The sequence below is a fragment of the Polaribacter vadi genome, from assembly GCF_018861005.1.
Classification (GTDB): Bacteria; Bacteroidota; Bacteroidia; order Flavobacteriales; family Flavobacteriaceae; genus Polaribacter; species Polaribacter vadi_A.
Genome location: NZ_JAHKQL010000022.1, coordinates 69,187 through 95,145 on the forward strand (window position 1 = coordinate 69,187; position 25,959 = coordinate 95,145).

27 protein-coding genes are annotated in these 25,959 nt (G+C 27.7%); 10 read left to right on the forward strand and 17 right to left on the reverse strand.

What is annotated here, in order from left to right; translation table 11 throughout:
* Positions 1–23: 23 nt before the first annotated feature.
* From KO506_RS11075 to KO506_RS11085, 3 genes are read right to left on the reverse strand one after another with little or no spacing between them, the layout of a single operon-like run.
* Positions 24–338: a CCC motif membrane protein gene (locus tag KO506_RS11075; RefSeq protein WP_215994977.1), complete on the reverse strand. Its 315-nt coding sequence runs from the start codon at positions 336–338 to the stop codon at positions 24–26.
* Positions 339–345: 7 nt separating this feature from the next.
* Complete coding sequence (locus tag KO506_RS11080) at positions 346–633, reverse strand: DUF2752 domain-containing protein (protein WP_215994978.1); 288 nt, start codon at positions 631–633, stop codon at positions 346–348.
* A 14-nt stretch (positions 634–647) separates the two neighbouring features.
* Positions 648–962, reverse strand: a complete 315-nt coding sequence (locus KO506_RS11085) for a YbaB/EbfC family nucleoid-associated protein (protein WP_215994979.1) — start codon at positions 960–962, stop codon at positions 648–650.
* 141 nt (positions 963–1,103) lie between these two features.
* Here KO506_RS11085 and KO506_RS11090 point away from each other — a divergent pair, with 141 nt between their 5' ends.
* From KO506_RS11090 to KO506_RS11100, 3 genes are all read left to right on the forward strand, one after another.
* Complete coding sequence (locus tag KO506_RS11090) at positions 1,104–3,203, forward strand: S9 family peptidase (RefSeq protein ID WP_215995108.1); 2,100 nt, start codon at positions 1,104–1,106, stop codon at positions 3,201–3,203.
* Positions 3,204–3,366: 163 nt separating this feature from the next.
* Complete coding sequence (locus KO506_RS11095; RefSeq protein ID WP_215994980.1) at positions 3,367–4,362, forward strand: PLP-dependent cysteine synthase family protein; 996 nt, start codon at positions 3,367–3,369, stop codon at positions 4,360–4,362.
* A gap of 83 nt (positions 4,363–4,445) precedes the next feature.
* Entirely contained in the window at positions 4,446–5,693 is a 1,248-nt protein-coding gene (locus tag KO506_RS11100) for an aminotransferase class I/II-fold pyridoxal phosphate-dependent enzyme (protein ID WP_215994981.1), read from the forward strand.
* A 3-nt stretch (positions 5,694–5,696) separates the two neighbouring features.
* Here KO506_RS11100 and KO506_RS11105 read toward each other — a convergent pair whose 3' ends face one another.
* The 9 genes from KO506_RS11105 to KO506_RS11145 all read right to left on the reverse strand — a co-directional run bounded on the left by KO506_RS11105 (position 5,697) and on the right by KO506_RS11145 (position 18,248).
* Positions 5,697–7,373, reverse strand: a complete 1,677-nt coding sequence (locus KO506_RS11105) for an ATP-binding protein (protein WP_215994982.1) — start codon at positions 7,371–7,373, stop codon at positions 5,697–5,699.
* 7 nt (positions 7,374–7,380) lie between these two features.
* Entirely contained in the window at positions 7,381–9,021 is a 1,641-nt protein-coding gene (locus tag KO506_RS11110) for an ATP-binding protein (protein WP_215994983.1), read from the reverse strand.
* 74 nt (positions 9,022–9,095) lie between these two features.
* Positions 9,096–10,787, reverse strand: coding sequence for an ATP-binding protein (locus KO506_RS11115; RefSeq protein WP_252726847.1), 1,692 nt, complete (start codon positions 10,785–10,787; stop codon positions 9,096–9,098).
* 1 nt (position 10,788) lies between these two features.
* Positions 10,789–12,474, reverse strand: coding sequence for a response regulator (locus KO506_RS11120; RefSeq protein ID WP_215994984.1), 1,686 nt, complete (start codon positions 12,472–12,474; stop codon positions 10,789–10,791).
* 151 nt (positions 12,475–12,625) lie between these two features.
* Positions 12,626–13,555: a peptidylprolyl isomerase gene (locus KO506_RS11125; protein WP_215994985.1), complete on the reverse strand. Its 930-nt coding sequence runs from the start codon at positions 13,553–13,555 to the stop codon at positions 12,626–12,628.
* A gap of 57 nt (positions 13,556–13,612) precedes the next feature.
* Positions 13,613–15,196 carry a hypothetical protein gene (locus KO506_RS11130; RefSeq protein ID WP_215994986.1) on the reverse strand — a complete coding sequence of 528 codons (1,584 nt, stop codon included), beginning with the start codon at positions 15,194–15,196 and terminating at the stop codon, positions 13,613–13,615.
* 4 nt (positions 15,197–15,200) lie between these two features.
* On the reverse strand, positions 15,201–16,793 hold the full coding sequence (locus tag KO506_RS11135; protein ID WP_215994987.1) for a peptide chain release factor 3: 1,593 nt from the start codon (positions 16,791–16,793) through the stop codon (positions 15,201–15,203).
* Between the two features lie 109 nt (positions 16,794–16,902).
* A complete protein-coding gene (locus KO506_RS11140; RefSeq protein WP_215994988.1) occupies positions 16,903–17,466 on the reverse strand; it encodes a YceI family protein in 564 nt (187 codons plus the stop codon).
* Between the two features lie 89 nt (positions 17,467–17,555).
* On the reverse strand, positions 17,556–18,248 hold the full coding sequence (locus KO506_RS11145; protein WP_215994989.1) for a peptidylprolyl isomerase: 693 nt from the start codon (positions 18,246–18,248) through the stop codon (positions 17,556–17,558).
* Between the two features lie 118 nt (positions 18,249–18,366).
* Between KO506_RS11145 and idi the strand changes: the two genes are divergently transcribed.
* The gene (idi, locus tag KO506_RS11150) at positions 18,367–18,885 is read left to right on the forward strand and encodes an isopentenyl-diphosphate Delta-isomerase (protein WP_215994990.1); all 519 of its coding nucleotides are present in this window, start codon (positions 18,367–18,369) and stop codon (positions 18,883–18,885) included.
* A complete protein-coding gene (locus tag KO506_RS11155; protein ID WP_215994991.1) occupies positions 18,878–19,291 on the forward strand; it encodes a 6-pyruvoyl trahydropterin synthase family protein in 414 nt (137 codons plus the stop codon). Before idi ends, KO506_RS11155 begins: the two co-directional genes overlap by 8 nt.
* Positions 19,292–19,298: 7 nt before the next feature.
* On the opposite strand, the gene KO506_RS11160 is transcribed toward KO506_RS11155, so the two are convergent.
* A complete protein-coding gene (locus tag KO506_RS11160; RefSeq protein ID WP_215994992.1) occupies positions 19,299–20,264 on the reverse strand; it encodes a hypothetical protein in 966 nt (321 codons plus the stop codon).
* 155 nt (positions 20,265–20,419) lie between these two features.
* Positions 20,420–21,334, reverse strand: a complete 915-nt coding sequence (locus tag KO506_RS11165; protein ID WP_215994993.1) for a hypothetical protein — start codon at positions 21,332–21,334, stop codon at positions 20,420–20,422.
* 285 nt (positions 21,335–21,619) lie between these two features.
* Here KO506_RS11165 and kdsB point away from each other — a divergent pair, with 285 nt between their 5' ends.
* From kdsB to KO506_RS11190, 5 genes are all read left to right on the forward strand, one after another.
* The gene (kdsB, locus tag KO506_RS11170) at positions 21,620–22,357 is read left to right on the forward strand and encodes a 3-deoxy-manno-octulosonate cytidylyltransferase (RefSeq protein WP_215994994.1); all 738 of its coding nucleotides are present in this window, start codon (positions 21,620–21,622) and stop codon (positions 22,355–22,357) included.
* A complete protein-coding gene (locus KO506_RS11175) occupies positions 22,350–23,042 on the forward strand; it encodes an HAD family hydrolase (RefSeq protein ID WP_215994995.1) in 693 nt (230 codons plus the stop codon). Before kdsB ends, KO506_RS11175 begins: the two co-directional genes overlap by 8 nt.
* The gene (locus KO506_RS11180; protein ID WP_215994996.1) at positions 23,039–23,665 is read left to right on the forward strand and encodes a chloramphenicol acetyltransferase; all 627 of its coding nucleotides are present in this window, start codon (positions 23,039–23,041) and stop codon (positions 23,663–23,665) included. The genes KO506_RS11175 and KO506_RS11180 overlap by 4 nt, the downstream gene beginning before the upstream one ends.
* A gap of 25 nt (positions 23,666–23,690) precedes the next feature.
* Entirely contained in the window at positions 23,691–23,951 is a 261-nt protein-coding gene (locus tag KO506_RS11185; RefSeq protein ID WP_215994997.1) for a hypothetical protein, read from the forward strand.
* 130 nt (positions 23,952–24,081) lie between these two features.
* Entirely contained in the window at positions 24,082–24,276 is a 195-nt protein-coding gene (locus tag KO506_RS11190; protein WP_215994998.1) for a hypothetical protein, read from the forward strand.
* Between the two features lie 34 nt (positions 24,277–24,310).
* On the opposite strand, the gene KO506_RS11195 is transcribed toward KO506_RS11190, so the two are convergent.
* Genes KO506_RS11195 through KO506_RS11205 form a run of 3 tightly spaced genes read right to left on the reverse strand, consistent with a single transcriptional unit; the run spans position 24,311 to position 25,903 of the window.
* Complete coding sequence (locus tag KO506_RS11195) at positions 24,311–24,772, reverse strand: sensor of ECF-type sigma factor (RefSeq protein ID WP_215994999.1); 462 nt, start codon at positions 24,770–24,772, stop codon at positions 24,311–24,313.
* 11 nt (positions 24,773–24,783) lie between these two features.
* The gene (locus KO506_RS11200; RefSeq protein WP_215995000.1) at positions 24,784–25,323 is read right to left on the reverse strand and encodes a hypothetical protein; all 540 of its coding nucleotides are present in this window, start codon (positions 25,321–25,323) and stop codon (positions 24,784–24,786) included.
* Positions 25,324–25,354: 31 nt separating this feature from the next.
* Positions 25,355–25,903: an RNA polymerase sigma factor gene (locus KO506_RS11205; RefSeq protein ID WP_215995001.1), complete on the reverse strand. Its 549-nt coding sequence runs from the start codon at positions 25,901–25,903 to the stop codon at positions 25,355–25,357.
* Between the last annotated feature and the right edge of the window lie 56 nt (positions 25,904–25,959).

Below are 25,959 nucleotides of genomic sequence, written 5' to 3' on the forward strand. Positions count from 1 at the left end.
TATAATGTGGTAAAATTTTAATTTTATTGATATTCTTCCATTCGTTTATTAAACTCTTCCATAAAAACATCCCAATCTGTAGTTGCAATACTATAAATGCTATACACAAAATAAAGTCCGTTAATACCTAAAGCAACTAAAGCAAAAGTTTTTGCAGTTGTCATTGCTTTAACTTCTGCTGCATCATATTCTTCAGGATACTCAGTAGCTTCTTTTAATTTTTTGTTAGCAATTAAAAAAGAAGGTAATGCTAATAAGATTCCTAAGCCTGCAAAACAGCAACAGATAAGGCTTACAGATGATAATACATAGATTAAGGTTGTGTTTAATTTTTTCATGTTTTATTTAAAAATTGAGTTTTATTAGATAATTAATTATCATAATTGATAAATTAAGGTACGCTAATCTACTAATTATTTTTTTTGAATGTTTAAACTTGAGTTTAAAATTTAATAAAATGAATAAAAATAAGCCAATAAGCGTGTAAACTGCAGGATACATCTTAAAAGCATCAATAAAATTACCATTTATTAATAATAAAAAAGATCTCTGAAAACCACAGCCCAAGCATTCTAAACCAAAAAAGGTTTTACTTAAACAAGGTAACATATAATCTTCTAAATTTAGGTGCATTTTTTTAACTAAGTTTATCTCATTCCTGGTATGTTTGGCATTCCGCTTTTAGCAGCAGCAGCCATTTCAGTTTCGTTAATTTTAGAAGCCTTTTCAATAGCTTTATTTAAAGTGATAATTAAAAAATCTTCTAATTCTTCAGCATCAGAAAGTAAAGAATCATCAATGGCAATAGATTTAATATTTCTATTTGCTGTTAAAGTTACTTTAATTTTACCATCTGCAGAAGTTTCATCAATTAAAACAGAATCTAACCTAACTTTGGTTTTTTCTACTTCTTCTTGCGCTTTTTTTAGTTTATCCATCATTCCTGATAAGTCTCCAAACATAATTTTTCTTTTTTTTAGTTATTTTAAAAACAAATTTACAAATTCATATAGAAATGTAATTACTCAAAAACCAGAAAATAATAGTTTTAACTTTAATATTAAGTCTTACTTTTGCTTTCGCTTTTAAAATATGATAAAATGATGAAAAGTTCAGATGCAAAACAACCCATTGCAGAAAAACAACCCGTAAAATTAGAGAAACATAATGATGTAAGAATAGACAATTATTTTTGGATGCGTTTGTCTGATGAACAAAAATTATCGGAAGTTAAAGATGAACAAACTCAAAAAGTTATTAAGTATTTAGAAGCAGAAAACACCTATTATGATAAAATAACCGATTTTTCTAAAACTTTTCAAGAAGAATTATTTGAGGAGATGAAAGGCAGAATTAAAGAAGATGATTCTTCTGTGCCTTATAAAAAGAACGGTTATTATTATATAACACGTTTTGAAATTGGGAGTCAGTACCCAATTTACTCAAGAAAAAAAGGAGATTTAAATGCAGGGGAGCAAGTTATTTTTAATGTAAATGAATTTGCAAAAGGTTTCGATTATTATCAATTAGGTGGTTTAAATATTTCTTCGGATAATAAATTGGCTGTTTTTGCAACAGATACAGTAAGTAGAAGGCAATATTTTTTAAGAATTAAAAACCTAGAAACAGGTGAGATTTATAAAGATATAATAGATAATACAACAGGCGGTTCTGTTTGGGCAAATGATAATAAAACATTTTTTTACACTAAAAAGAATCCTGTAACTTTAAGAAGTGAGAAAATTTTTAGACACGTTTTAGGTACATCAACATCAGAGGATGTAGAGGTTTATCATGAAAAAGACAAAACTTTTGGTACTTATGTTACCAAATCTAAATCAGAAAAATACATTATTATAGGTTCTTACAGTACACTTTCTACAGAAGCACAATATTTAGATGCAGACAATCCTACAGGAGAATTTACAATGCTACAAGAAAGAGAAAAAGATTTAGAATATAATGTAGCGCATTACAAAGACCATTTTTATTTATTAACTAATAAAGACAATGCTACCAATTTTAAATTGATGAAAACTTCGGTTGCTAAAACATCAAAAGAAAATTGGGTAGATGTAATTCCTCATAGAGAAGATACTTTATTAGAAGATTTTTCAATTTTTAAAGACTATTTGGTTCTTGAAGAACGTACCAATGGTTTAAATAAAATAAGAATAAAACGTTGGGACGAAACCGAAGATTATTATTTGCCTTTTGATGAAGAAACCTATTCTGCAAATGTGTATGGTAATCCAGAATTTGATACAGATGTAATTCGTTATTCATACAATTCGTTTACAACTCCTAGCTCTGTAATCGATTTTAATATGGATGATAAATCTAAAAATATTAAAAAAGAGCAAGAAGTTTTAGGAGGTAAGTTTAAAAAAGAAAACTACAAAAGTGAAAGAATTTGGGCAACAGCCAGAGATGGAAAAAAAGTAGCTATTTCATTAGTTTATCATAAAGATACCAAGCTAAACGAAAATACACCACTTTTACAATATGCTTATGGTTCTTATGGCTATACAATTCCTGATAGTTTTTCTACAACACGTTTAAGTTTATTAGATAGAGGTTTTGTGTATGCATTAGCACACATTAGAGGTAGTGAATATTTAGGGCGAAATTGGTACGATGATGGTAAAATGCTAAATAAGAAAAATACCTTTAACGATTTTATAGATTGTTCAAAATTTTTAATTGATAATAATTATACATCAGCCAATCATTTATATGCAATGGGTGGCTCTGCAGGAGGATTATTAATGGGGGCAATTGTAAACATGAACCCTGAATTATATAATGGAATTATTGCAGCTGTACCTTTTGTTGATGTAATTTCTACAATGTTAGATGATAGTATACCTTTAACAACAGGTGAGTATGATGAATGGGGAAACCCAAATGAAAAGGAATATTACGATTATATAAAATCGTATTCTCCTTATGACCAAGTAGAAGCTAAAGATTACCCAAATATGCTAATTACCACAGGTTTTCATGATTCTCAAGTGCAATATTGGGAGCCAGCAAAATGGATTGCAAAATTAAGAGAGTTAAAAACCGATAATAATTTATTGATGTTACATACTAATATGGAAGCAGGTCATGGAGGTGCATCTGGTAGGTTCGAAGCTTTAAAAGAAACCGCAAAAGACTACACTTTCTTTTTAGCTTTAGAAAATAAATTAGAAATCTAAGTAATTAAGGGTTAAAATCAATTTTATAATTCAATAAGGTTGCGTATTTTTGTGGCTTATTAAAAATTAAACATCAACTAACGAAAAGTAACAATCTAATAATTACTAAAAGATATGTTTTTCGTTTAAATTCTAAGGATGTTTTACTTTTTTAAATGTTAAAATGATTAGAAATCAAGGAATTAGCAATACTATTTTAGATTTAGTTGGAGAAACACCTATGGTAAAACTTCAAAGAATAACTAAAAAATTAAAAGGTAGTTACTATGCTAAATTAGAGGCATTTAATCCTGGATTATCCCAAAAAGACAGAATTGCGCTTCACATCGTAGAAAATGCAGAAAAAAAGGGAATACTAAAAAAAGGAGCAACTATTGTTGAGACGACTTCTGGTAATACTGGTTATAGTTTAGCAATGATTGGTTTGGTAAAAGGTTATAAATGTATTTTAGCAGTATCAGATAAATCATCTCAAGATAAAATAGATTTACTTAAAACAATGGGAGCAGAGGTACATGTTTGCCCAGCAAATGTTCCTGCAGCAGACCCAAGATCTTATTATGAAGTTGCCAAAAGTATTCATAAAAAAACACCAAACTCTGTATATATTAATCAGTATTTTAATGAATTAAATATTGATGCGCATTACAGAACTACAGGTCCAGAAATTTGGAAACAAACAGAAGGTAAAATAACACACTTAGTAGTAGCAAGTGGAACAGGAGGTACAATTTCTGGAACAGGTAAATATTTAAAAGAGCAAAACCCTAATATAAAGGTGTTAGGTGTAGATGCAATTGGTTCTGTTTTAAAGAAATACCATGAAACAGGTCAGTTAGATTTAAATGAAGTGTCTCCTTATAAAATTGAAGGTTTAGGTAAAAATTTAATTCCGACTGCAACGAATTTTGATGTTATCGATATTTACGAAAAAGTAAGTGACAAAGAAGCCGCTTTTACAGCAAGAGAAATTGTAAAAAAAGAAGGTATTTTTTGTGGCTATACTTGTGGAGCAGTTTTACAAGCTGCTAGACAATATGAAAAACAAGATTATTTTAATAAAGATAGTGTTGTAGTATTAATATTCCCAGATCATGGTTCTAGATATATGAACAAAATTTACAATGATTCTTGGATGAAAGAACAAGGATTTATATAAAAACATAGATTTTCTTAACAATTTGATAAACTGCGAAAAAAGCGGTTAATTTGCACTACGTAAGAAAATCAAAAATACAGAAAATGACGAAAGATTTATTTGATAGAATTGTACAAGATAAAGGACCTTTAGGAAAATGGGCAGACCAAGCAGAAGGATATTATGTTTTTCCTAAATTAGAAGGGCCAATCTCTAATAGAATGTCTTTTAATGGTAAAAAAGTTGTTACATGGAGTATTAATGATTACTTAGGTTTAGCAAATCATCCAGAAGTTTTAAAAGTTGATGGAGAAGCAGCTTTAGAACATGGAATGGCTTACCCAATGGGAGCAAGAATGATGTCTGGGCACACACCTTTACATGAACAATTAGAACGTGAATGTGCTGAGTTTGTAGATAAAGAAAAAGCATATTTATTAAATTTTGGTTATCAAGGTATAATGTCTGCAATAGACGCTTTGGTTACAAAAAATGATGTTATTGTTTATGACATGGATACACATGCATGTATCATAGATGGTGTTCGTTTGCATGCTGGTAAACGTTTTGTATACAGGCACAATGACATGGAAAGTTTTGAGAAAAACATTAAACGTGCAGCAAGAGTTGCAGAAAAATCTGGAGGAGGAATTTTAGTGATTTCTGAAGGAGTTTTTGGTATGCGTGGAGAGCAAGGACGTTTAAAAGAAATTATAGCATTTAAAAAAGAATATAATTTTAGACTTTTAGTAGATGATGCTCATGGTTTTGGAACTCTTGGAGAAGGAGGTAGAGGAACTGGTTTTGAACAAGGAGTACAAGATGATATAGATGTTTATTTTGCGACGTTTGCAAAATCTATGGCTGGTATTGGTGCATTTTTAGCAGGTGATAAAGATGTAATACAGTTTTTACAATATAATTTACGTTCTCAAATGTTTGCTAAATCTTTACCAATGGCAATGGTTAAAGGTGCATTAAAACGTTTGGATATGATTAGAACAATGCCAGAATTAAAGGATAAATTGTGGGAAAACACAAATGCCTTACAAACTGGTTTACGAAATGCAGGTTTCGATTTAGGAACAACTCAAACTTGTATTACTCCAGTTTTTTTAAAGGGAGATATACCAGAAGCCATGGCAATGGTTAATGATTTAAGAGAAAATCATGGAATCTTTTGTTCTATAGTTGTGTATCCTGTAATTCCTAAAGGGTTAATTATTTTAAGATTAATACCAACAGCAACACATACTCAAGAAGATATAGACGAAACTATTATTGCATTTTCTGCAATTAGAGAAAACTTAGAAAACGGAACTTATAAAAAGATAGCTGCTTCAATGATGTAGTAGCTATTTTTTTATAGCTTCTTGAATTTGATCTAACAAATCTTGTGGATCAAAAGGTTTAAAGATAAAACCATTCATACCACATTCATCAATTTTGTCCTTCACTTCCATAAATACGGAAGCTGAAAGGGCTAAAATTGGTATTATTTTATTAAATTTTCTGATTTCTATAGTTGAGGTATAACCATCCATAACAGGCATCTGTATATCCATTAAAACAACATCGTAACTATTATTTCTTAATTTTTGAACAGCAATTAAACCATCATTAGCTACTTCTACATTTAAATTAGCTTTTTCAAGAATCTGCTTACCAACCATAACATTAATCAGGTTGTCTTCTACAAGTAAAACTTTTTTACCTTTAAAGTTGTAAGTTTTCTTTTCAGTGGTTTTTTTAAGTTCTTTTTGCGATGCAATATCTAAATCTACTTCAAAATAGAAACGACTTCCTTTACCAATAACACTATCTATTTTTACTTCTGAATCCATAGTATTAACTATGCTTTTTACAATTGGTAACCCAAGTCCTGTACCTCCATATAAACGATTTGTATTTGTAGAAGCTTGTGTAAATGCTTCCCAAATAGTTTCTTGTTTATCTTTTGGTATTCCAATTCCTGTATCAATAATTTCTGTAAGTAGTGTAATTTTACCTTTTAGATTTTTGTCTAATTTTTTAATTCTTAAAGAAACACTCCCTTTATCTGTAAATTTTATAGCATTAGTAACTAAGTTGTTAATGACCTGATTAAAACGAACAATATCTAACCAAACTACAGGTATATTTTCATCAACTTCTAAGTTCATGGTAATTCCCTTTTTTAAACAAGAAGCTTCATGAATTTTTTTAATTTGTTTTGTTGCTGTAACTAAATTAGTAGGAATATTGTCTAACTCAATAGTTGTAGACTGCATCTTACTAAAATCTAATACATTATTTAATAAGTTTAATAATATTTTACCAGAATAATTAAGTGCTTCTATGTTTTGTACTTGATCTTTTCTGGGATCGTTATCACCTAAAATATGAGACAGACCAATAACAGCATTTAAAGGTGTTCTAATTTCATGACTCATTGTACTTAAAAATTCAGATTTTGCATTTGATGCTTCAATAGCTTCGATTTTTTTATTATCTATTCTTTTAAAATATTTAGTATTTAGAATTAAAAAATAAATTAATTGAAAAATAACTAAACTAATAGCGCTAGCAACAGAAATTGGATAAATAAATTCCTTGGCAATTGTTGGGTCTAATTTTCTAATTGCAAAAAGATTAAAATCAGTGATAAAAAGCAATGTCCAAAGTATAAGAGGTATTAATGTAAATATTAAAACCAATATGCGCTCTCTTCTAAATGAAAAAATGATAAATGGTAAGCCAATATTAAACATGTAAATAAACTCTATACTACCATATTTACCTACATGAGATGCAATAATTCCTATACCAAAATTACTAGCTATTAAGTAAATGATTCTAGCATATTTAAATAACCCTTTTTTAGAATAATAAGCTACTACTAAATAAAGTATTATATTAAAAATATTATAATTTCTTAACCATGAAAAGTCGAAAGCGTTTGCAATAAAAACAGTAAGCAAGGAAAGACCAGCATGTATTAATGCTAATGTAAATAATAGATTTATTCTTCTTTGAGAATATGTTTTTTGCATATTAAAATTAACTATTTATATTGTCTTCTATTTGATTTAAAAGATCTTGAGGTTCAAAAGGTTTAAAAATAAAACCGTTCATTCCGCTTTCATTTATTTTGTCTTTAACTTCCATAAATACAGAGGCAGATAGGGCTAAAATAGGTATATCACTATTAAATTTTCTAATTTCTATAGATGCTGTATAACCATCCATAATTGGCATTTGAATGTCCATTAGAATAGTATCATAATTGTTTTCTTTTACTTTATTAACTGCAGTTAAACCATCATTAGCAACATCTACTTTTAGTTTCGCTTTTTCTAATATTTGTTTGGCAACCATAACATTAATTAAATTATCTTCAACTAATAAAATTCTTTTACCATCAAAATTATGTTCTTTTTTTTCTGTAGTTTTTAAAAATTCTTTTTCTGATGCAATTTTTAAATCCAAATTAAAATAAAAGCGGCTTCCTTTACCTATTAAACTATCAATTTTAACATCAGAATTCATTGATTGTATAATGCTTTTTACAATAGGCAAACCTAAACCAGTACCTCCATATAAACGATTTGTAGAGCTTGATGCTTGGGTAAAAGCTTCCCAAATTGTATCTTGTTTATCTTTTGGTATTCCTATACCTGTGTCTATAACTTCTGTTAATAATGTTAAATTATCTTCGGTCTCTTGCTGTTTTTTTATCCTTAAAGTAATACTACCTTTATCTGTAAATTTTATAGCATTAGTTACTAAGTTGTTTATTACTTGGTTAAAACGAACAATATCTAACCAAACATTGGGTATGTTATCATCAACCTCTAAATTCATAGTAATTCCTTTTTTTAGACAAGAGGTTTCATGTATTTTTTTTATTTGTTTTGTTGCAGAAGAAAGATTAGTAGGAATGTTATCTAGTTGAATTTTTGTGGATTGCATTTTACTGAAATCTAAAACATTATTTAGAAGGTTTAGTAAAATTTTACCAGAATAATTAAGTGCTTCTATGTTTTGTACTTGATCTTTTCTAGGGTTATTATCACCTAAAATATGAGAAAGACCAATTACCGCATTTAGAGGTGTTCTAATTTCATGACTCATTGTACTTAAAAAGTTAGACTTGGCATTAGAAGCTTCAATAGCATCTTCTCTATAATTATGAATAGAAGAAAAGTTTTTAAAATTTAAATGAGAGTAATAGAATAATTGAAAAGTAACCAAAAATAAGGTCATTATTATTGATACTGGATAAATAAATTTTGTTGCTTTTTCTATATCAATTTTAGAGTTTACAATTATATTAAAATCTGTAATGTAAAGAGAAGCCCAAAGAATTATAGCTAATAATGAGAAAAGAAATATGAAAATTTTTTCTCTGTTAAAAGAAAAGATCATAAAAGGTAAACACATAGAATACATAAACATAAATTCCATACCACCTTCTTGACCAACGTAAGAAGAAGAGGTAACAATACCAATATTAATAATAATAAGGTAAATTATTCTAGATTCTATTAAGTTTCCTTTTTTAGAGAAGTAAGCACATAATAAATAAAAGGAAATGCAAATTAAATGTAGAGATACTAAATTGTCTAATTTAAGACTTATTGCAATAAAAATATACACTAAGCTAATTACAGAAGTAATTAAGGATAATGTAAATATCATTTGAGTACGCCTTAGGGAGAAATCGGCCATTGTTTATTTTCTAAAGTCTAAATATACAAAAAACTTAAGATAAATTAATGAATTGTGGTAACTTCTTGAATTTGATTAAGTAAATCATCTGGATCAAAAGGTTTATAGATAAAACCATTCATTCCACACTCTTTAATTTTATCTTTTGCTTTCATAAAAACAGATGCAGAAAGTGCTAAAATTGGTGTTTTACTATTAAATTTTCTAATTTCTTTAGAGGCAGTGTAACCATCCATAATTGGCATTTGAATATCCATCAGAATGATGTCAAAATGTGTTTCTTTAGCTAAATTTACTGCTGTTAATCCATCTCTTGCAATTTCAACTTGTAAATTTACTTTTTCTAATATTTGTTTACCAACTAACACATTAAAATCATTGTCTTCAACTAGCAAAGCTTTTTTTCCTTTAAAATTATAAGCTTTTTTCTTATTCGTTTTTTCTAATTCTTTATCTGATGCTTTTTTTAGAGTAATTTCAAAATAAAATCGACTCCCTTTATTTAAATTACTATCAATTTTTACTTTAGCTCCCATAGCTTTTACTATACTCTTTACAATGGGTAAACCCAGTCCTGTACCACCATATAATCGATTTGTTTGGCTAGAAGCTTGCGTAAATGCTTCCCAAATTGTTTCTTGTTTATCTTTAGGTATTCCTATACCTGTATCTATTATTTCTGTTAATAAATCTATCGTTTTTTTTGTTTGATTAATGTTTTTAATTTTAAGAGTTATGCTTCCTTTTTCTGTAAATTTAATGGCATTAGCTACTAAATTATTTATTACTTGATTAAAACGTACTATATCTAACCAGACAATGGGTATTTCTTTATCAATTTCTAAATTCATAGTTAAGCCTTTTTTAAAGCAAGAGGCTTCATGAACTTTTTTTATTTGTTTTATAGCTTCATATAGGTTAACAGGGATATTGTCTAATTCGATGTTTGTAGATTCCATTTTGCTAAAATCTAATACATTGTTAAGTAAATTGAGTAGAATTTTACCAGAATAATTAAGTGCTTCTATATTTTGAACCTGATCTTTTCTGGGATTATTATCACCTAATATATGAGATAAGCCAATTACTGCGTTTAATGGAGTTCTAATTTCATGACTCATTGTGCTTAAAAATTGAGATTTAGCATTAGAAGCATCAATAGCTTTTTGTTTTTTAGAATGCGCTTGTTTGTTTATTCTTGCATTTCCATAAGAATAAAATATTAGCTGAAAAACAACTAAAAGTAGGCCTATTGTTATTGAAAAATAATACACAATATTTCTAACTTTTACAGCATTTTTTAACTCTACATCAACAAAAAGATTAAAATCTGTTAGGAAAAGAAGTAACCAAAATAAAATTGGAACTAAAGAAAATATAAAGATTTTAATTTTGTCTCTGTTGTGAGAAAATATAATAAAAGGAACACCAACAGCAAACATTAAAAAGAACTCTACACTTGCTCCTTTACCTAAATAAGACGAAACATAAGAAATTGATATGTTAAAAAGTAAAATAAAAAGAATTCGTGCAAATCCTGGAAATCCTTTTTTAGAAAGAAGAGCTGCTGTAACAAATAATAAAGAGACTGTAAATAGAAAATAACTTAAATCATAAATATTAAAGAAAAATATCATAACTGCCCATAGAAAAGATAAAGCAGCACAAACTAAAGAAAGAGTAAAAATTATTTTTATTCTTTTAGTTGAAAATTTTAATTTAACTGTTTCAGACATCTTAATTACTTAAAAATTCTTCTAATTGGTTTAATAACTCTTCAGGAGTAAATGGTTTAAATATAAAACCATTCATCCCAGAATCTTCTATTTTATCTTTTATTTCACTAAAAACATTGGCAGAAAGAGCTATAATTGGTGTGCTTTTATTAAATTCTCTTATTTCTTTTGTTGCTGTATATCCATCCATTACAGGCATTTGAATATCCATTAAAATAATATCAAATTCTTCTTGTTTTAATTTATTTACAGCTACCAATCCATTATTTGCAACTTCTACTTTTAATTTAGAACGCTCCAATATTTGCTTGCCAACCATAATATTAATTAAGTTATCATCAACTAATAAAACTTTTTTATTTTCAAAAAAGCGAATATTATTTTTGGTAATGTCATTAGTTTTAATTTTTTCTGAAACTTTTAATTTCAAATCAAAAATAAATCTACTTCCTTTTTTTTCTGAACTAATGATTTCTACTTTAGAGCCCATAACTTCAACTATGCTTTTTACAATAGGTAGCCCTAAACCTGTACCCCCATATATTCGATTTGTTGTATTTGATGCTTGAGCAAAAGCTTCCCAAATTGTTTCTTGCTTGTTTTTCGGAATTCCAATACCAGTGTCTTTAACTTCTATATTAAGGGTAATATTATTTTTATTTTGATAAACCTTTTTTATGATTAATGTTACACTACCTTCATCAGTAAACTTTATGGCATTAGATATTAAATTATTTATTACCTGATTAAAACGAACAATATCTAAACAAACATCTGGTATATTATCATCAATTTCTAAATTCAATAAAATACCTTTTTTAGTGCAAACAGGTTTATGAATTTTTATAATCTGTTTAAGGTCATTATAAAGATTAGTATGTATTGTATCTAGCTCTATAGTTGTAGATTGCATTTTACTAAAGTCCAAAACATTGTTAAGTAAATTAAGTAAGGTTTTACCAGAGAAATTTAAAGCTTCAATATTTTGAATTTGATTTTTTTTAGGATTATTATTTCCAAGAATATGCGAAAGACCAATAATTGCATTTAAAGGAGTTCTAATTTCATGACTCATGGTGCTTAGAAATTTAGATTTTGATTGAGATGCTTCTAAAGCTTCTTGTTTTTTATTATCTATTCTGCTATAATATCTTGCTCCTAAAATAGAAAAGTAAATTAACTGTAAAATAATCATTAGAAAAGTACCAATTACAGAAATAGGGTATATAAAACTGTTAACAATATCAATATCTAATTGAGTATTTGAAATTAGTTTAAAATCTGTAATAGCAAGAAGTATCCATAATACTCCAGATAAAGAAGAAAATAAATATACATATATTTTTTCTGTTCTAAAAGAAAACATAGAAAAGGGCATTGCTATAGCATATAGAAACATATACTCTATACTAGCTGCTCTACCCATATAAGAAGCAGTAATTGTTATTCCTAAATTAAGTAGTATTAGGATTAGTATTCTTGCAAAAAATAATTTACCATTTCTAGAAAGATAAGCACAATAAACATATAAAAAAATAGTAAAAAAACTATAATAAGCTAAATTGTTGAGGTCAAAAAAAAGCGCAATAAGCGTAGTAAATAATGTCATGCAAGCTGTGCCAATGCTTACATAGAATGAAAGTAGTTTAAGTCTATTAGAAGTTTTTTTAATATTACCTTCTGACATAATTTTTATAAAATTATAAAAAATACCCCAGTAAATATTAGAATCTGGGGGGAGATTTTTATATTAGGTATGTAATTTAATAAAAATAATGATATAAAAAAAATAAGCTTTCGATTATCGAAAGCTTATTTTTTTTATTTGTAATGAATTGTTATTTAACATCCATTAATTCAACATCAAAAATTAGGGTTGCATCTGGTGGAATAACTCCTCCAGCTCCTGCAGATCCATATGCTAAATTAGAAGGAATTACAAAACGAGCTTTGTCCCCAACTTGTAATAATTGAATACCTTCATCCCAACCAGAAATTACTTGTCCAACACCTACATTAAAATCTATAGGTTGTTTTCTCTTATAAGAAGAATCGAAAACAGTACCATCTAACAATTGTCCTTTATAGTGTACAGAAACACCAGCTCCTTTCGTTGCTTTTTTTCCTTCACCTTTTTGTAAAATTTGATAACGTAAACCACTTGCAGTTTCATCATAACCTGCAGCAACTTTATCTAACATTTCTTTTTGAGCAGCTTTTGCATCAGCTTCGCGTTTTTCTCTAGCACCTTCAAAAGTTCTGAATGCTTCTACAGCGTTAAAATTTTCTGCTTCATCACCTACTTTTATAATTTCTACAGACATTTCATCACCTTGTGCAACAGCATCTACAACTTCTTGTCCTTCAATTACAGAACCAAAAACAGTGTGTTTACCATCTAACCATGGAGTAGGAACGTGGGTAATGTAAAATTGGCTACCATTTGTAGCTGGCCCAGAGTTAGCCATCGCTAATTTTCCAGGAGCATCGTGTTTTAAATCTGGATGAAATTCATCATCAAATTTATAACCTGGGTTTCCTGTTCCTGTTCCTTGTGGGCAACCACCTTGAATCATAAAATCTGGAATTACTCTGTGGAATTTTAATCCATCATAATAAGGAGTTCCTTGAGCTTTTGAAGAATTTTCTAAATTACCTTCTGCTAAAGCAATAAAGTTACCAACAGTTCCAGGCGTTTTTTCGTGTTCTAATTGTACTAAAATATCACCTTTAGGTGTTTTAAATTTTGCGTAAATTCCGTTGTTCATTATTTAAAATTTTAATCGTTTTTATTGATGTTTTGCCGAAATTAAATCAGCATAAAATTATTTTTTAGCATTTAAAATTGATAAACTATAAGTTAAACCAATGTTTAAATTTGTTGAGTTTACATTTCCGTATGCAGATATATATTGCCCTCCAGAAACTTGAAAAGATAAATCACTATTGTAATGATAATTAATACCTGTAGTTGGTCTTATTAAAACCCCTTCTCCTGTATCAACTCCTGCACCACCTGCAACTCCAACTGAAGTTTCTGCAAATACAGAAAATTTATTATTTAAAAATTTATTGCTGCGAATTCCCAATCCAAAAATTCCATGTGCATAACCACCAGACTCACCTTCATAAGCAAATGAAGCTTCACCAGAAATATAGAATCTTTTGTTAATATCGTACATTACTTTTAGGGCAATTAGTTGTAAATTTAATGGTTCTCCAGAAGTTTTAGCGACTTTAAAATAAGATTGATTTTGCACACCTATGTGAACACCTTTTGTTTTTATTATTGATGCTTTTTTATTGGTAAAAGGATCAGTAGTTCCCCCACTTAAACCATAATATTTTAAACTAAAACCAGCTGTATAAGCTTCGAAAGTTCCTCCAACAGCTCTATGATACCCTCCATGAGCACTTATTCCAAAATTTTTGGTTAGTTTAATATCAAAACCAGTACTTGGATAAACTGTTAATCCATTTTCTGGGTAAATTCTACCACCTGCAGCACCAACTCCCATTTTGGCAAAAAAGTTAATGTATTTAGTTTCAATAAAGTTCTTACCAATACCAAAAAATACATCCATAAAACCAGCTTCTAAACCACTATACATAGCGTCTACATGTGCATAAATAAAAGTGTCTTGTGTTAAATATCTTTGATATTCGAAACCTAAAAGGCTTAATGTTTGTGTTAAAGGTGTTGCATTGTTAAAAACTGCAATACCATCATTTCTTGAAGAACCTATTGGAAAAAAATAATCAAAAGTAACTTGTTGTACATTTTTCACAGCTGGTTTTTTCCAAAATTCATCTTTATTATCATTATTAACAATAAAAGATTTTTGAGCATTTGCATAAGAACTGGTTCTTAAAGTAGTTGGTATTTCTACAAAAAACGAAACATTATCTCCACCTTGTATGCCTGTAAAAAAATCTACTTTACCATATTGAGCTCCAAAAGAAAAGCCTTTTGCATTGTATTTTAAACCTGCATTTGTGTATAATAATCCACCACCATTTACCAGACTTCTAAATCCTCCTCCTCCTCCAAAATGAACATTGGCATCAAAAGATAAGTTTTTGTAAATAGGAAAATTTACACCCAAATTTACACCTAATGTAAATAAACCTCCTTGATCTCCATAAGCTGCTCCATGAAAACCAGCTCCTGTATACAGCCAATCGTTTAATGGTATATTGTAGTTTAATCCCCAAAAGCCCATATTAGGATCTAAAGTATATGTACTACCATCACCATAATTATAAACAAAATTGGGTTGATCTATTAAAATATAATTTAAACGAATTGAATTATGAAGCTCTTTTCCTTTAATATCATTCAAATTATATTCTTGAGCTATGTTATTTAAACTTAAAAAAACAATACATATAAAAAAGAATTTCTTCATGCCTTTAATTTTTAAATTCACTTGTAAAATGTAATTTAACTGATGGGTATTTACTTTGCGTCATTTGAATTGTAAAAGCAGAATCTGCCAAAAACACTAGCTGCCCTTGTTTGTCTTTTGCTAAATAACGTTGTTTTACTCTTTTAAATTCTTTGAATTCTTCACTTTTTATGTCTTCTGGTTCTACCCAACAAGCTTTATGAACACTTAAGTTTTCGTAATTACATTTTGCACCATATTCGTGCTCTAATCTATATTGAATAACTTCAAATTGTAAAGCACCAACAGTACCAATTACTCTTCGTCCATTCATTTCTAGGATAAATAACTGTGCAACACCTTCATCCATTAATTGATCTAAACCTTTGTAAAGCTGTTTAGATTTCATTGGGTCTGCATTGTTTACATATCTAAAATGTTCTGGAGAAAAACTTGGAATTCCTCTAAAATTTAAATCTTCACCTTCAGTAAGAGTGTCACCTATTTTAAAATTTCCAGTATCGTGAATACCAACAATATCACCAGGAAAAGATTCGTCTACAATTTCTTTTTTCTCTGCAAAAAATGCATTCGGGCTAGAGAATTTTACTTTTTTACCATTTCTAACGTGTAAATAAGGTGAGTTTCTTTTAAAAGTACCAGAAACCACTTTTATAAAAGCCAATCTATCTCTGTGTTTAGGATCCATATTTGCATGGATTTTAAACACAAAACCTGTCATTTTTTTCTCTTTAGAATCTACTAAACGTTCTTCTGCTTTTTTAGGCTGTGGAGAAGGTGCAATTTCTATAAATGCATCTAATAATTCTTTAACTCCAAAATTATTTAAAGCCGAACCAAAAAATACAGGTTGTAATTCTCCTTTTAAATATTCTTCTTGATTAAAAGGTGGGTAAACTTCATCAATCAATTCAATTTCTTCTCGTAAAGTTTCTGCAGCAATTTCTCCGACAACTTTGTCTAATTCAGGGTTAGATAAATCATCAAACTCAACACCTTCTGAAATGGTTTGTTTTTTATCACCAGAAAAAAGATTTAATTTCTTTTCCCAAATGTTATAAATCCCTTTAAAATCGTAACCCATTCCAATAGGGAAACTCATAGGTGTAACTCGTAAACCTAATTTTTGCTCAACTTCATCTAACAAATCGAAAGCATCTTTACCTTCTCTATCTAATTTATTGATAAAAACCAGCATTGGTATGCTACGCATTCTACAAACTTCAACTAATTTTTCTGTTTGTGGTTCAACACCTTTTGCAACATCAATAACTACAATAACACTATCTACAGCAGTTAAAGTTCTAAAGGTATCTTCAGCAAAATCTTTGTGACCAGGAGTGTCTAAAATATTTATTTTCTTATTTTGATAAATAAATGCCAAAACAGAAGTAGCAACAGAGATTCCTCTTTGTCTCTCAATTTCCATAAAATCGGAAGTGGCTCCTTTTTTTATTTTATTATTTTTTACTGCACCTGCTTCTTGTATGGCACCACCAAATAATAATAATTTTTCTGTTAATGTAGTCTTACCAGCATCTGGATGCGAAATGATACCAAATGTTCTTCTACGTGCTATTTCTTCTAAAAAACTCATCTACAAAATTTGAGGTGCAAAGATAGGTTTTAAAAAAAAAGTGAGCAAAATAGAAGGTTGCCTATTTTACTCATTTTTAATTGATAAATGTACTGTATAAAAACTCTTTTTATCTAGTCAATTCGGTTTTACAATGAAATGTGATTATCTCTCCAATCATTGCTTTGTTATATTTAATCCCAAAATCTTCTCTATTTATTTTTCCTTCAATCTTTAATCCAGCTCTAGCATCACTTCCAAAAGGGTCTTTTATAGTTCCATTATGAGTTATGTTTAACGTAATTTCTTTCGTAACACCTCGTAAAGTTAAATTTCCTTTTACTATATATTCTTTAACAGATGTTTTTTGAACAGAAGTACTTTTAAAAGTCATTTTAGGATGCATTTTAGTGTTGAAAAAATCTGCTTGTTGTAAATGATTATCTCTTTTTTCATCATTGGTATCTACACTTTTTAAGTTGATTGTAAAAAGAATATTTACATCTGAAAAATCATCATTTTTAGAAGAAGAGATTTCTCCTTCAAATTCACTAAATTTCCCCTCTACTTCTGATATTACCATATGACCTATTTCAAAACGAATAGATGTATGTGTTTTGTCTATATTCCACTTATTTTGAGCACCTATTGATAAAATTGAGAATAACGTTAATGCTAAAAATGTTTTTTTCATGATATTATAATTTATTAGATGTAAAATTAGATAATTGATGTTCTTTTTTAAGTTTGTAAATGTTAAGATAATTATAATTGGCTAAAATCTTATTCTAAAATTTCGATAGTCATTTGAATATCGTTTATAGGCCACTCATCAACACCTACTTTTACTTTAGATATTTTATCCATGGTATCAAAGCCAGAAATAACTTCACCAAAAACAGTATGTTCATTGTCTAAATGATGAGCGCCATTTCTTTTATGTACCATGTAAAACTCAAATGGGCTAGAAAGTTTATTAGGATTGTTTTCCCATTGTCTAGCTGCAGCTAAAGCACCGTATTTATGTTTTCTGTTTTTTCTAAATTCGGGTTTCATTAAATAATTACCATATTTTCTACGCTGTTTTTGTGTGTACATATTATCTGAATTACCACCTTGAATTACAAAGTTTTTTGCAACTCGATAAATAACAGTTGTATTAAAATATTTAATTTTTGTTAGGAAAATAAAATTGGCCCTATGCACAGGTACATCTTCATAAAGTTTAAGTTTTATATTACCAAATTTTGTTTTAATGATAACTCTTGTTTCAGGGTTTTGTTTACCATATTCTAATAAAAAAGCTTCTGTGTTGGTGCTGTTTAAACTATCCCAAGGTTTAATAATTTTTTCTTCTTCTTTTTGCTGAATTGTTTTATCAATTTTGTGTTTTTTAACTTTTGATTCTTTTTTTGAATTACATTGATAAAAAGAAATTAGGATAATCAGAAAAAATATTCGAAATAAAAATTTCACTTTAAAATTGGTTTTAATTTATCAAATATAAATCATCGAAATAAAAGAATAGAAAATTCTAATGGTTTTATTAAAATTTTAGCTTCTTATACTATTTTGATATATTATCTTTGTAAATATGGAAGAATTGGTAGTTTTAGTTGATGAGAATGATAAACAATTAGGTTTAATGCCTAAAATGGAAGCTCATGAAAAGGCGATTTTACATAGGGCTTTTTCTGTATTTATTTTTAATGATAAAGGTGAGTTAATGTTACAACAGAGAGCAGCACATAAATATCATTCGCCATTATTATGGACAAATACTTGTTGTTCTCATCAAAGAGATGGAGAAAGTAATGTAGAAGCTGGTAGAAGAAGATTGCAAGAAGAAATGGGGTTTACAGCCGATTTAAAAGAGATTTTTTCTTTTGTTTATAAAGCACCTTTTGATAATGGTTTAACAGAACACGAACTAGATCATGTAATGATTGGTAGTTATAACGACAAGCCAGAAATTAATAAAGATGAAGTGGAGGATTATAAATGGATGCAATTAGATGATGTTAAGGCTGACATTGAAAAGAATCCTGATGTTTATACAGAATGGTTTAAAATAATTTTTAAAGAATCTTATCAAAAATTAACAAATGCCTAAAGTTACTGTTCATAGAAAAGCTCATTTTAATGCAGCACATAGATTATATTGTAAAGATTGGTCTGACGAAAAAAACTTTGAGATTTTTAGCAAATGCAGTAACCCAAACTTTCATGGGCATAATTACGAATTAATTGTTTCTTTAACAGGTGAAATAGATCCAATAACTGGTTATGTTTATGATTTAGGTGTTTTAAAAGATTTAATAAAATCTGAAATTGAGGAAGCTTTTGATCATAAAAATTTAAATATCGAAGTTGTTGAGTTTAAGAATTTAAATCCAACAGCAGAAAATATTTGCGTTGTAACTTATAATAAATTAAGAAAACACCTTCCTGAAAATTTAGATTTAAAAATAACTCTTTATGAAACTCCAAGAAACTTTGTGAGTTTTTCTGGAGATTAATTTAAGGTTAATTAGAGGCTAAAATATTTACATTTTTATCAAATTTATCAAGACTTCCATTTATACTATTATAATATTTAATAGATTTAGCTAGCTTATTGTAGTTGTAATAAGTAAAGTTTGTAAAATTAATTTTACTTAATAGACCTTTATTATTTTTTTGCATACTATCTATAAAAATTCTTTCACCTTGTTTAATTGAGTTGAATTTTAACCAACCACCCATAAACATGGTTTCTGATGAATAGATAATAGAAATTTTAGGCATATTTTTTACATCACTTAAATATTCTAACCTTTTACTTGCAGAATTAAATCCGTTTTTTGGGTCTGTAACATAAACATGCACAAGCAATCTATCTACATATCTAGAAATTTTTTCAATTTCGTGTTTGTAATATTTACCAACATAAGCTTCTACAGTAACTTTATGACTATTTTCTTTAGCTAGTTCTTTCATCTTAGCTAAAGATTTTAAAAAGAAGTTAAAAGTGGTTTTTCTGTTGCAAGCTTCTCCGTTTTTTTTGAGATAGTTTTCGCAATAATAACCGCCATTTTTATTGGCATCTTTTTTCCAATATTCATATTCTAAGTTGTAAGTGTCAAATCGTTCTATTGGGTTAATCCTAGACATGTTGTATGCATGAATAGCATCAACAAAAAACTCAGCACTTTCTCCAGAGCCACCAACACCTTCTAAACCATAATTAATTTTTGCTTTAAAAATAAATCTGGCTAAAATGCTGTTTTTTCTTTCATCAGCAAGTGGGTATACTTTGTTGATTTTGTGCAAATCATAAAGAATAATTTTGTCGAAACCATTTTGAACAGTGAACTCTAATAAGTCGTTTTCTTTTTGCTCATTTCCAAGAATATGGAAAAACTGATCTACATATAAGATTCTGTGAGATCCGTAACTATTGAATATAACAAATAACGTAATTACTAGAAATTTAGGGAATTTCCATTTCATACTTAAAGGGGATTTAAGGGATTTTATAAAGTACAATAGTACAACTTTTTTTTAAAAGACAAAGATTGTTACTATAATTCTTATAAAAAAGTAGGTTTTAAAAAGTAGTTTTAAAAAAATGATATAGAAATAGTTGAAGAGAATATATTGATAAATTAATTTCTAGAATAAGAATAATAACTGATAGATTTCTCTAAAAATGAATAGGTATGATAGCTAAAACCATCTAAATTTATGTTTTTAGATTGGTCTGTATTATTTACATCCATTAAATTAAAAAAGTCCTTTTCACTACTTTCTAAACTATTAGATTTAAACCAAAATCCCATATGATTCATACGTGTAGAATATAAAATTGAGGTTTTAACTTTACTATTAATTTTAGACAAATGAGCTAAGCTTTTTTTAGCTGAAGCAAAAGAATTTCTTGGATTTTTACCTGAGGTTTGTATAATTAATCGATCGCAATATTTTACAATATTACTCAGTTCCTTTTGAGAATAATAGTTTAAATAAGCTTCAATTTTAATGTTATGTATGTTGTTTTTAGAGAGGTTTTTTAGTTCTTTTAAATTATCAATAAAAAAATTATATGAGCCAGTTCTGTTACATGGTATGGAGTTGTCGTTCAAATAATTTACACAATAATAACCATTTTCGCCAGAAGCATTTTTAGACCAATATTCATACTCAAGATTATAAATATCAAACTTTTCTTCAGCTTTATTTCTTGAATTGTTATAGGGGTCTATTGTGTTCGTAAAAAATGAAGCACATTCACCAGAAGCACCAATGCTATTTATACTAAACTCAGTTTTTGCTTTGACTATAAATTCTGCTAGAATATTATTTTTTCTTGGGTCAGAAAGTGTCCATTTTTTATCAACTTTATTTAATTGATATAAAATAAGTGTTTTAAAATTATTCTTTTTTGCAAATAATAATAATCTGTTTTCTTTGCCTGGACTACCAATAATATTTACAAAATCATCAACATATAAAGTTCTTTGTTTGCTAAAAATACTAGTGCTAATTAGTAAGCAAAAAATGAAAACAGTTATTTTTTTCAATTTAGAATTTAGTTATAAAAATGTTATAAATTAGAATATAAAATTAAGTAAACTTTGTAAAGTATCAATCATACTTTTTATTTTTTTATAAAAAACGGATGCCTAATATTGTAATTAACAGAATTTAAGTTGTTAAAATAATAGGAAATTTATCCATAAATAATCTTATTAATAAAAAAAATGATATTTTAAAGTTTATTATTTCTGGTTATTTCAGATTAATTCTTTTAGTCTTAAATTTGTACGGATAAATACAAGGTTAATAAAACTTGTAAACATAATTTTATGAAAGTAATTGCAATGATTCCTGCACGTTACAGTGCATCTCGTTTTCCAGGTAAATTAATGAAAGATTTAGCAGGTAAACCAGTAATTTTAAGAACGTATGAAGCAGCATTAAATACTAATTTATTTGATGAGGTTTATGTTGTTACAGATTCTGATGTTATTTTTAAAACGATAGAAAATGCAGAAGGAAAAGTAATAATGAGTAAAAAAGAACACGAATGTGGTTCTGATAGAATTGCAGAAGCTGTTGCAGATATTGATGTAGATATTGTGATAAATGTACAAGGAGATGAACCGTTTATTGATGCTGTTTCTTTAACAAAATTAATTCAAGTTTTTAAAGATGATGTAAACAAAAAGGTAGATTTAGCATCGTTAAAAGTTGAAATTAAAGATAAATTAGAGGTTGAAAACCCTAATAATGTTAAGGTGATTACTGACGTTAATAATATGGCAATTTACTTTTCTAGAAGTGTAATTCCTTATCATAGAGATACTACTATTAATGTGAAATATTACAAACATAAAGGGGTTTATGCGTTTAGAAAACAAGCTTTAATTGATTTTTATAATACACCAATTACACCTTTAGAAGCTGCAGAAAAAATTGAAGCAATTCGTTATCAAGAAATTGGTAAAAAAATAAAAATGGTAGAAACTTCTATTGAATCTGTTGGAATTGATACACCTGAAGATTTAGAAAAAGCAATTAAAATTTTGGATAACAATGAGTAAAAATATTAAAGTAATTGCCTTTGATGCAGATGACACTTTATGGGTTAATGAAACTTATTTTAGAGATGCAGAACATCAATTTGCAAAACTATTATCGAAATATGAAACCGAAAATAAAATAGATCAAGAACTCTTTAAAAAAGAAATAGATAACCTTTATTTATATGGTTATGGAATTAAAGGTTTTGTACTCTCTATGGTAGAATCTGCTTTAGAATTGTCTAATTATCAAGTTTCTCAAAAAACAATTGAAAGCATTTTAAACATTGGTAAAGAAATGCTAGAAAAACCAATTGAATTATTAGATGGGGTAGAAGAGGTGCTAAAAAGTTTACAAGGTAAATACAAATTAATTGTTGCTACTAAAGGAGATTTATTAGACCAAGAACGTAAGTTAGAAAAATCGAATTTACTTAAATATTTTCATCATATAGAAGTAATGAGCGATAAGAAAGAAAAAGATTATCAAAAATTAATTAAACACTTAGACATTAAACCTTCAGAATTATTAATGATAGGTAATTCTTTAAAATCGGATGTTTTACCACTAATTAGCATTGGTGCATCTGCAGTTCATATTCCATTTCATACAACTTGGGTTCATGAAGAAGTAAATGATAATGAAAAATCTGATGTTACTTATAAAACCTTATCAAGCATTAAAGAAATAGTGAACTTTTTATGAAGTATTTAGATATTGAAAATTGGAATAGGAAATTACATTTTAATCATTTTAAAAGTTTACAAAATCCATTTTATGGCGTAACTGTTAATGTTGATGTAACCCATGCTTATCAAAAATCAAAAGAAGATAAAATCTCTTTTTTTGTATATTATTTGCATGCTTGTTTAAAAGCACTAAATACTATAGATAATTTTAAATATAGAATTAAAGATGATAAAGTTGTAATTATAGATGTAATTCATGCTTCTGCAACAATTGCTAGAAAAGATCATACTTTTGGGTTTTCTTTTATTCATTTTGCTGATGAAATTACTGTTTTCAATCAGAATTTTTTAAAAGAAAAAGAACGGATTTTAAATTCAGAAGATTTGTTTCCTCTAATAAATTCTGATGAATGTATTTATTGTTCTGCACTACCATGGTTTTCTTTTACTAGCCAAATAGAGCCAAATGCAGGTTTAAAAGATGATAGTATACCTAGGTTAGCTTTTGGGAAAACTTTTAAAGTTGGCAATACACTAAAAATGCCAGTTGCTATTACAGTAAACCATGCTTTGGTAGATGGTTATCATCTTGGTTTATTTTTTAAAGAATATCAAAGCCAATTAGATAAAAACAACTAAATTTGCACTTTTAAAACAATAAGTAATGGCAAGTATAAAAAACTTAAAAAAAGATATTAATTACGTATTAGGTGACGTTATAGAATACACTTTAGATGTGTCTATTTTAAAAAACGAATCTAAAAAAGGTGATGAAATTATTGATGAAGCAATTGAGACTTTTGATAATTTAATTGCAAAAGTAAATGCTAAAGGTGTAGAAAACAAAAAAGCACATTATAAAGCAATTAATCAAGAATTAGAAACAGAAGCTAAAAACTTAGTTGAAAAAGTAAATAGCTTATAGTTTTTAACAAATTCTAAACAAAAAATTAAGACCAACATCTAAAAAAGATGTTGGTTTTTTTTGTAAATTTGGTTAGTATACTAAAATGTTTTAGTTTACGTTATTAAAACATATAAATCTTTAGAAAAATATGGCAAGAGCAATGTTTGAGTACACGAAAACTGTACTAAAAAAAGTAAGTTTTAATTCAGATTTGTTTTGTAAAGAGTTAGAAAAAGCACTTGGTAGATTGTTACCTTATGAAGTAGATGAGTTAACAATATGGTTAAAGCAATTTACAGCAAACAAACCAGAATTATACTCCTGTTTAAACTTAATAAATTAAAAAAAAATGGAAGCTTAGAAGCTTCCATTTTTTTTTAATCTTTTTTGTCATGATCTCTATGCTTGTATTTTCTCATTAATTTTCTGCCAAATTCCATTTCTGCAATTTGTAGTTTTAATATTTTTGAATAAGAAATAATACCTTCAATTTGTTTCGTGAATTTTTCTTGAGATAAGTAAAGTTTTTTGTCTGTAAGTAATTTTAAAGAAACAAGTTTTTTAGCTTCATCTTCGTTTAAACTGGCTAAATCTTCAAATTCTTTTTCCGCTTTTTTAACATTAGCTTTATAATTGTTTCTTATTGCATATTGGTCAGTTATATACGTATTATAAATTGGCCAAAACTTTTCTGCTTCAGAAGTCGTTAAATTCATCTGCTCTGTTAAATAAGCAACTTTTAATGCTTTAATCTTTTTTCTACCTTCTTTACTCATTTGAGCGTTTATGGATAGAGAGAAGCTTAAGGCAATACAGATAAAGGTTATTAATTTTTTCATTATCTAATTTTTTAATTTAATTCGTTTAATAAAGAAGTGTTATCTATAGAATTAATATAGTCTTCTATAGTTTCATCTTCAATTAGTGCAAAAGAAAACTCATTAATTTCTAATATATCTTCTGGTAAAATTTCTACAATATCATCAGTATCTATTGTGCTTGCGTCTAACCAATATTCAAAATCATCATCAGATAAAGTATCTATTGTGTTAGAATTACTAGTGTTAAATACAAAAGAATTTAAACCAATAAATAGAGCAATAGAAGCAGCAGCTGCAAAAGGCAATATTTTTAAAACTCTTTCTTTAAAAGAAATTACTTTAGTTTCTTTTTCTTCGGATGTAACTTTGGATAAAATATCATCCTCTAAATTATTAAAATAAGTATCAGGTACTTTAAAAGAAGTTTCCTTTATAAAACTTTCTTCAGAAATTTTTATAGTAATATCATCTTCTAAATTATTTAAATAATTAGAAGGTGTAGAAAAACCAGCTTTATTGCCAATTTGTTTTCTTAAAAAAGCTACACTATGTTTAATTTCGTTTTCCATTGTTATTTAGACCTTTAAAGTTTAAAAAGGTTTAATTGGTTTCTGTTTTTATATATTTTTCTATTTTTTTAACGGCATGAAAATATGAGGCTTTTAGGGCTCCAACAGAAGTTTCTAAAATTTCAGAAATTTCATCATATTTTAACTCATCAAAATATTTCATGTTAAAAACCAATTGTTGTTTTTGTGGTAAGGTTGCAATTGCTTTTTGTAGAATTATCTGAATTTCATCACCAGAAAAATATAAGTCACTTTCTAAAGTGCTTGCTAATTGTTGATGATAGTCAGAAATATCTACGTTTCTTTCCTTAACCCTCTTATTAATAAATGTAATAGATTCGTTTGTGGCAATTCTATACATCCAAGAATATAGTTTACTTTGCTTGTTAAATTTTTCGATATTTTTAAAAATCTTTACAAAAGTGTTTTGTAAAACATCATCTGCATCATCATGTACAATTACAATTTTACGTATATGCCAATACAAGCGTTCTTTGTATTGTGTAATTAATACTCTAAAAGCTTTATCTCTTGTTTTAGTGTCTTGGAGTTGTTGTACTAGTGTAATTTCGTCTATCAAAAAACAACATTTTTCATTAGACTAAAATAGGTTAAAAAGGTTTAATTAAAAAGGTA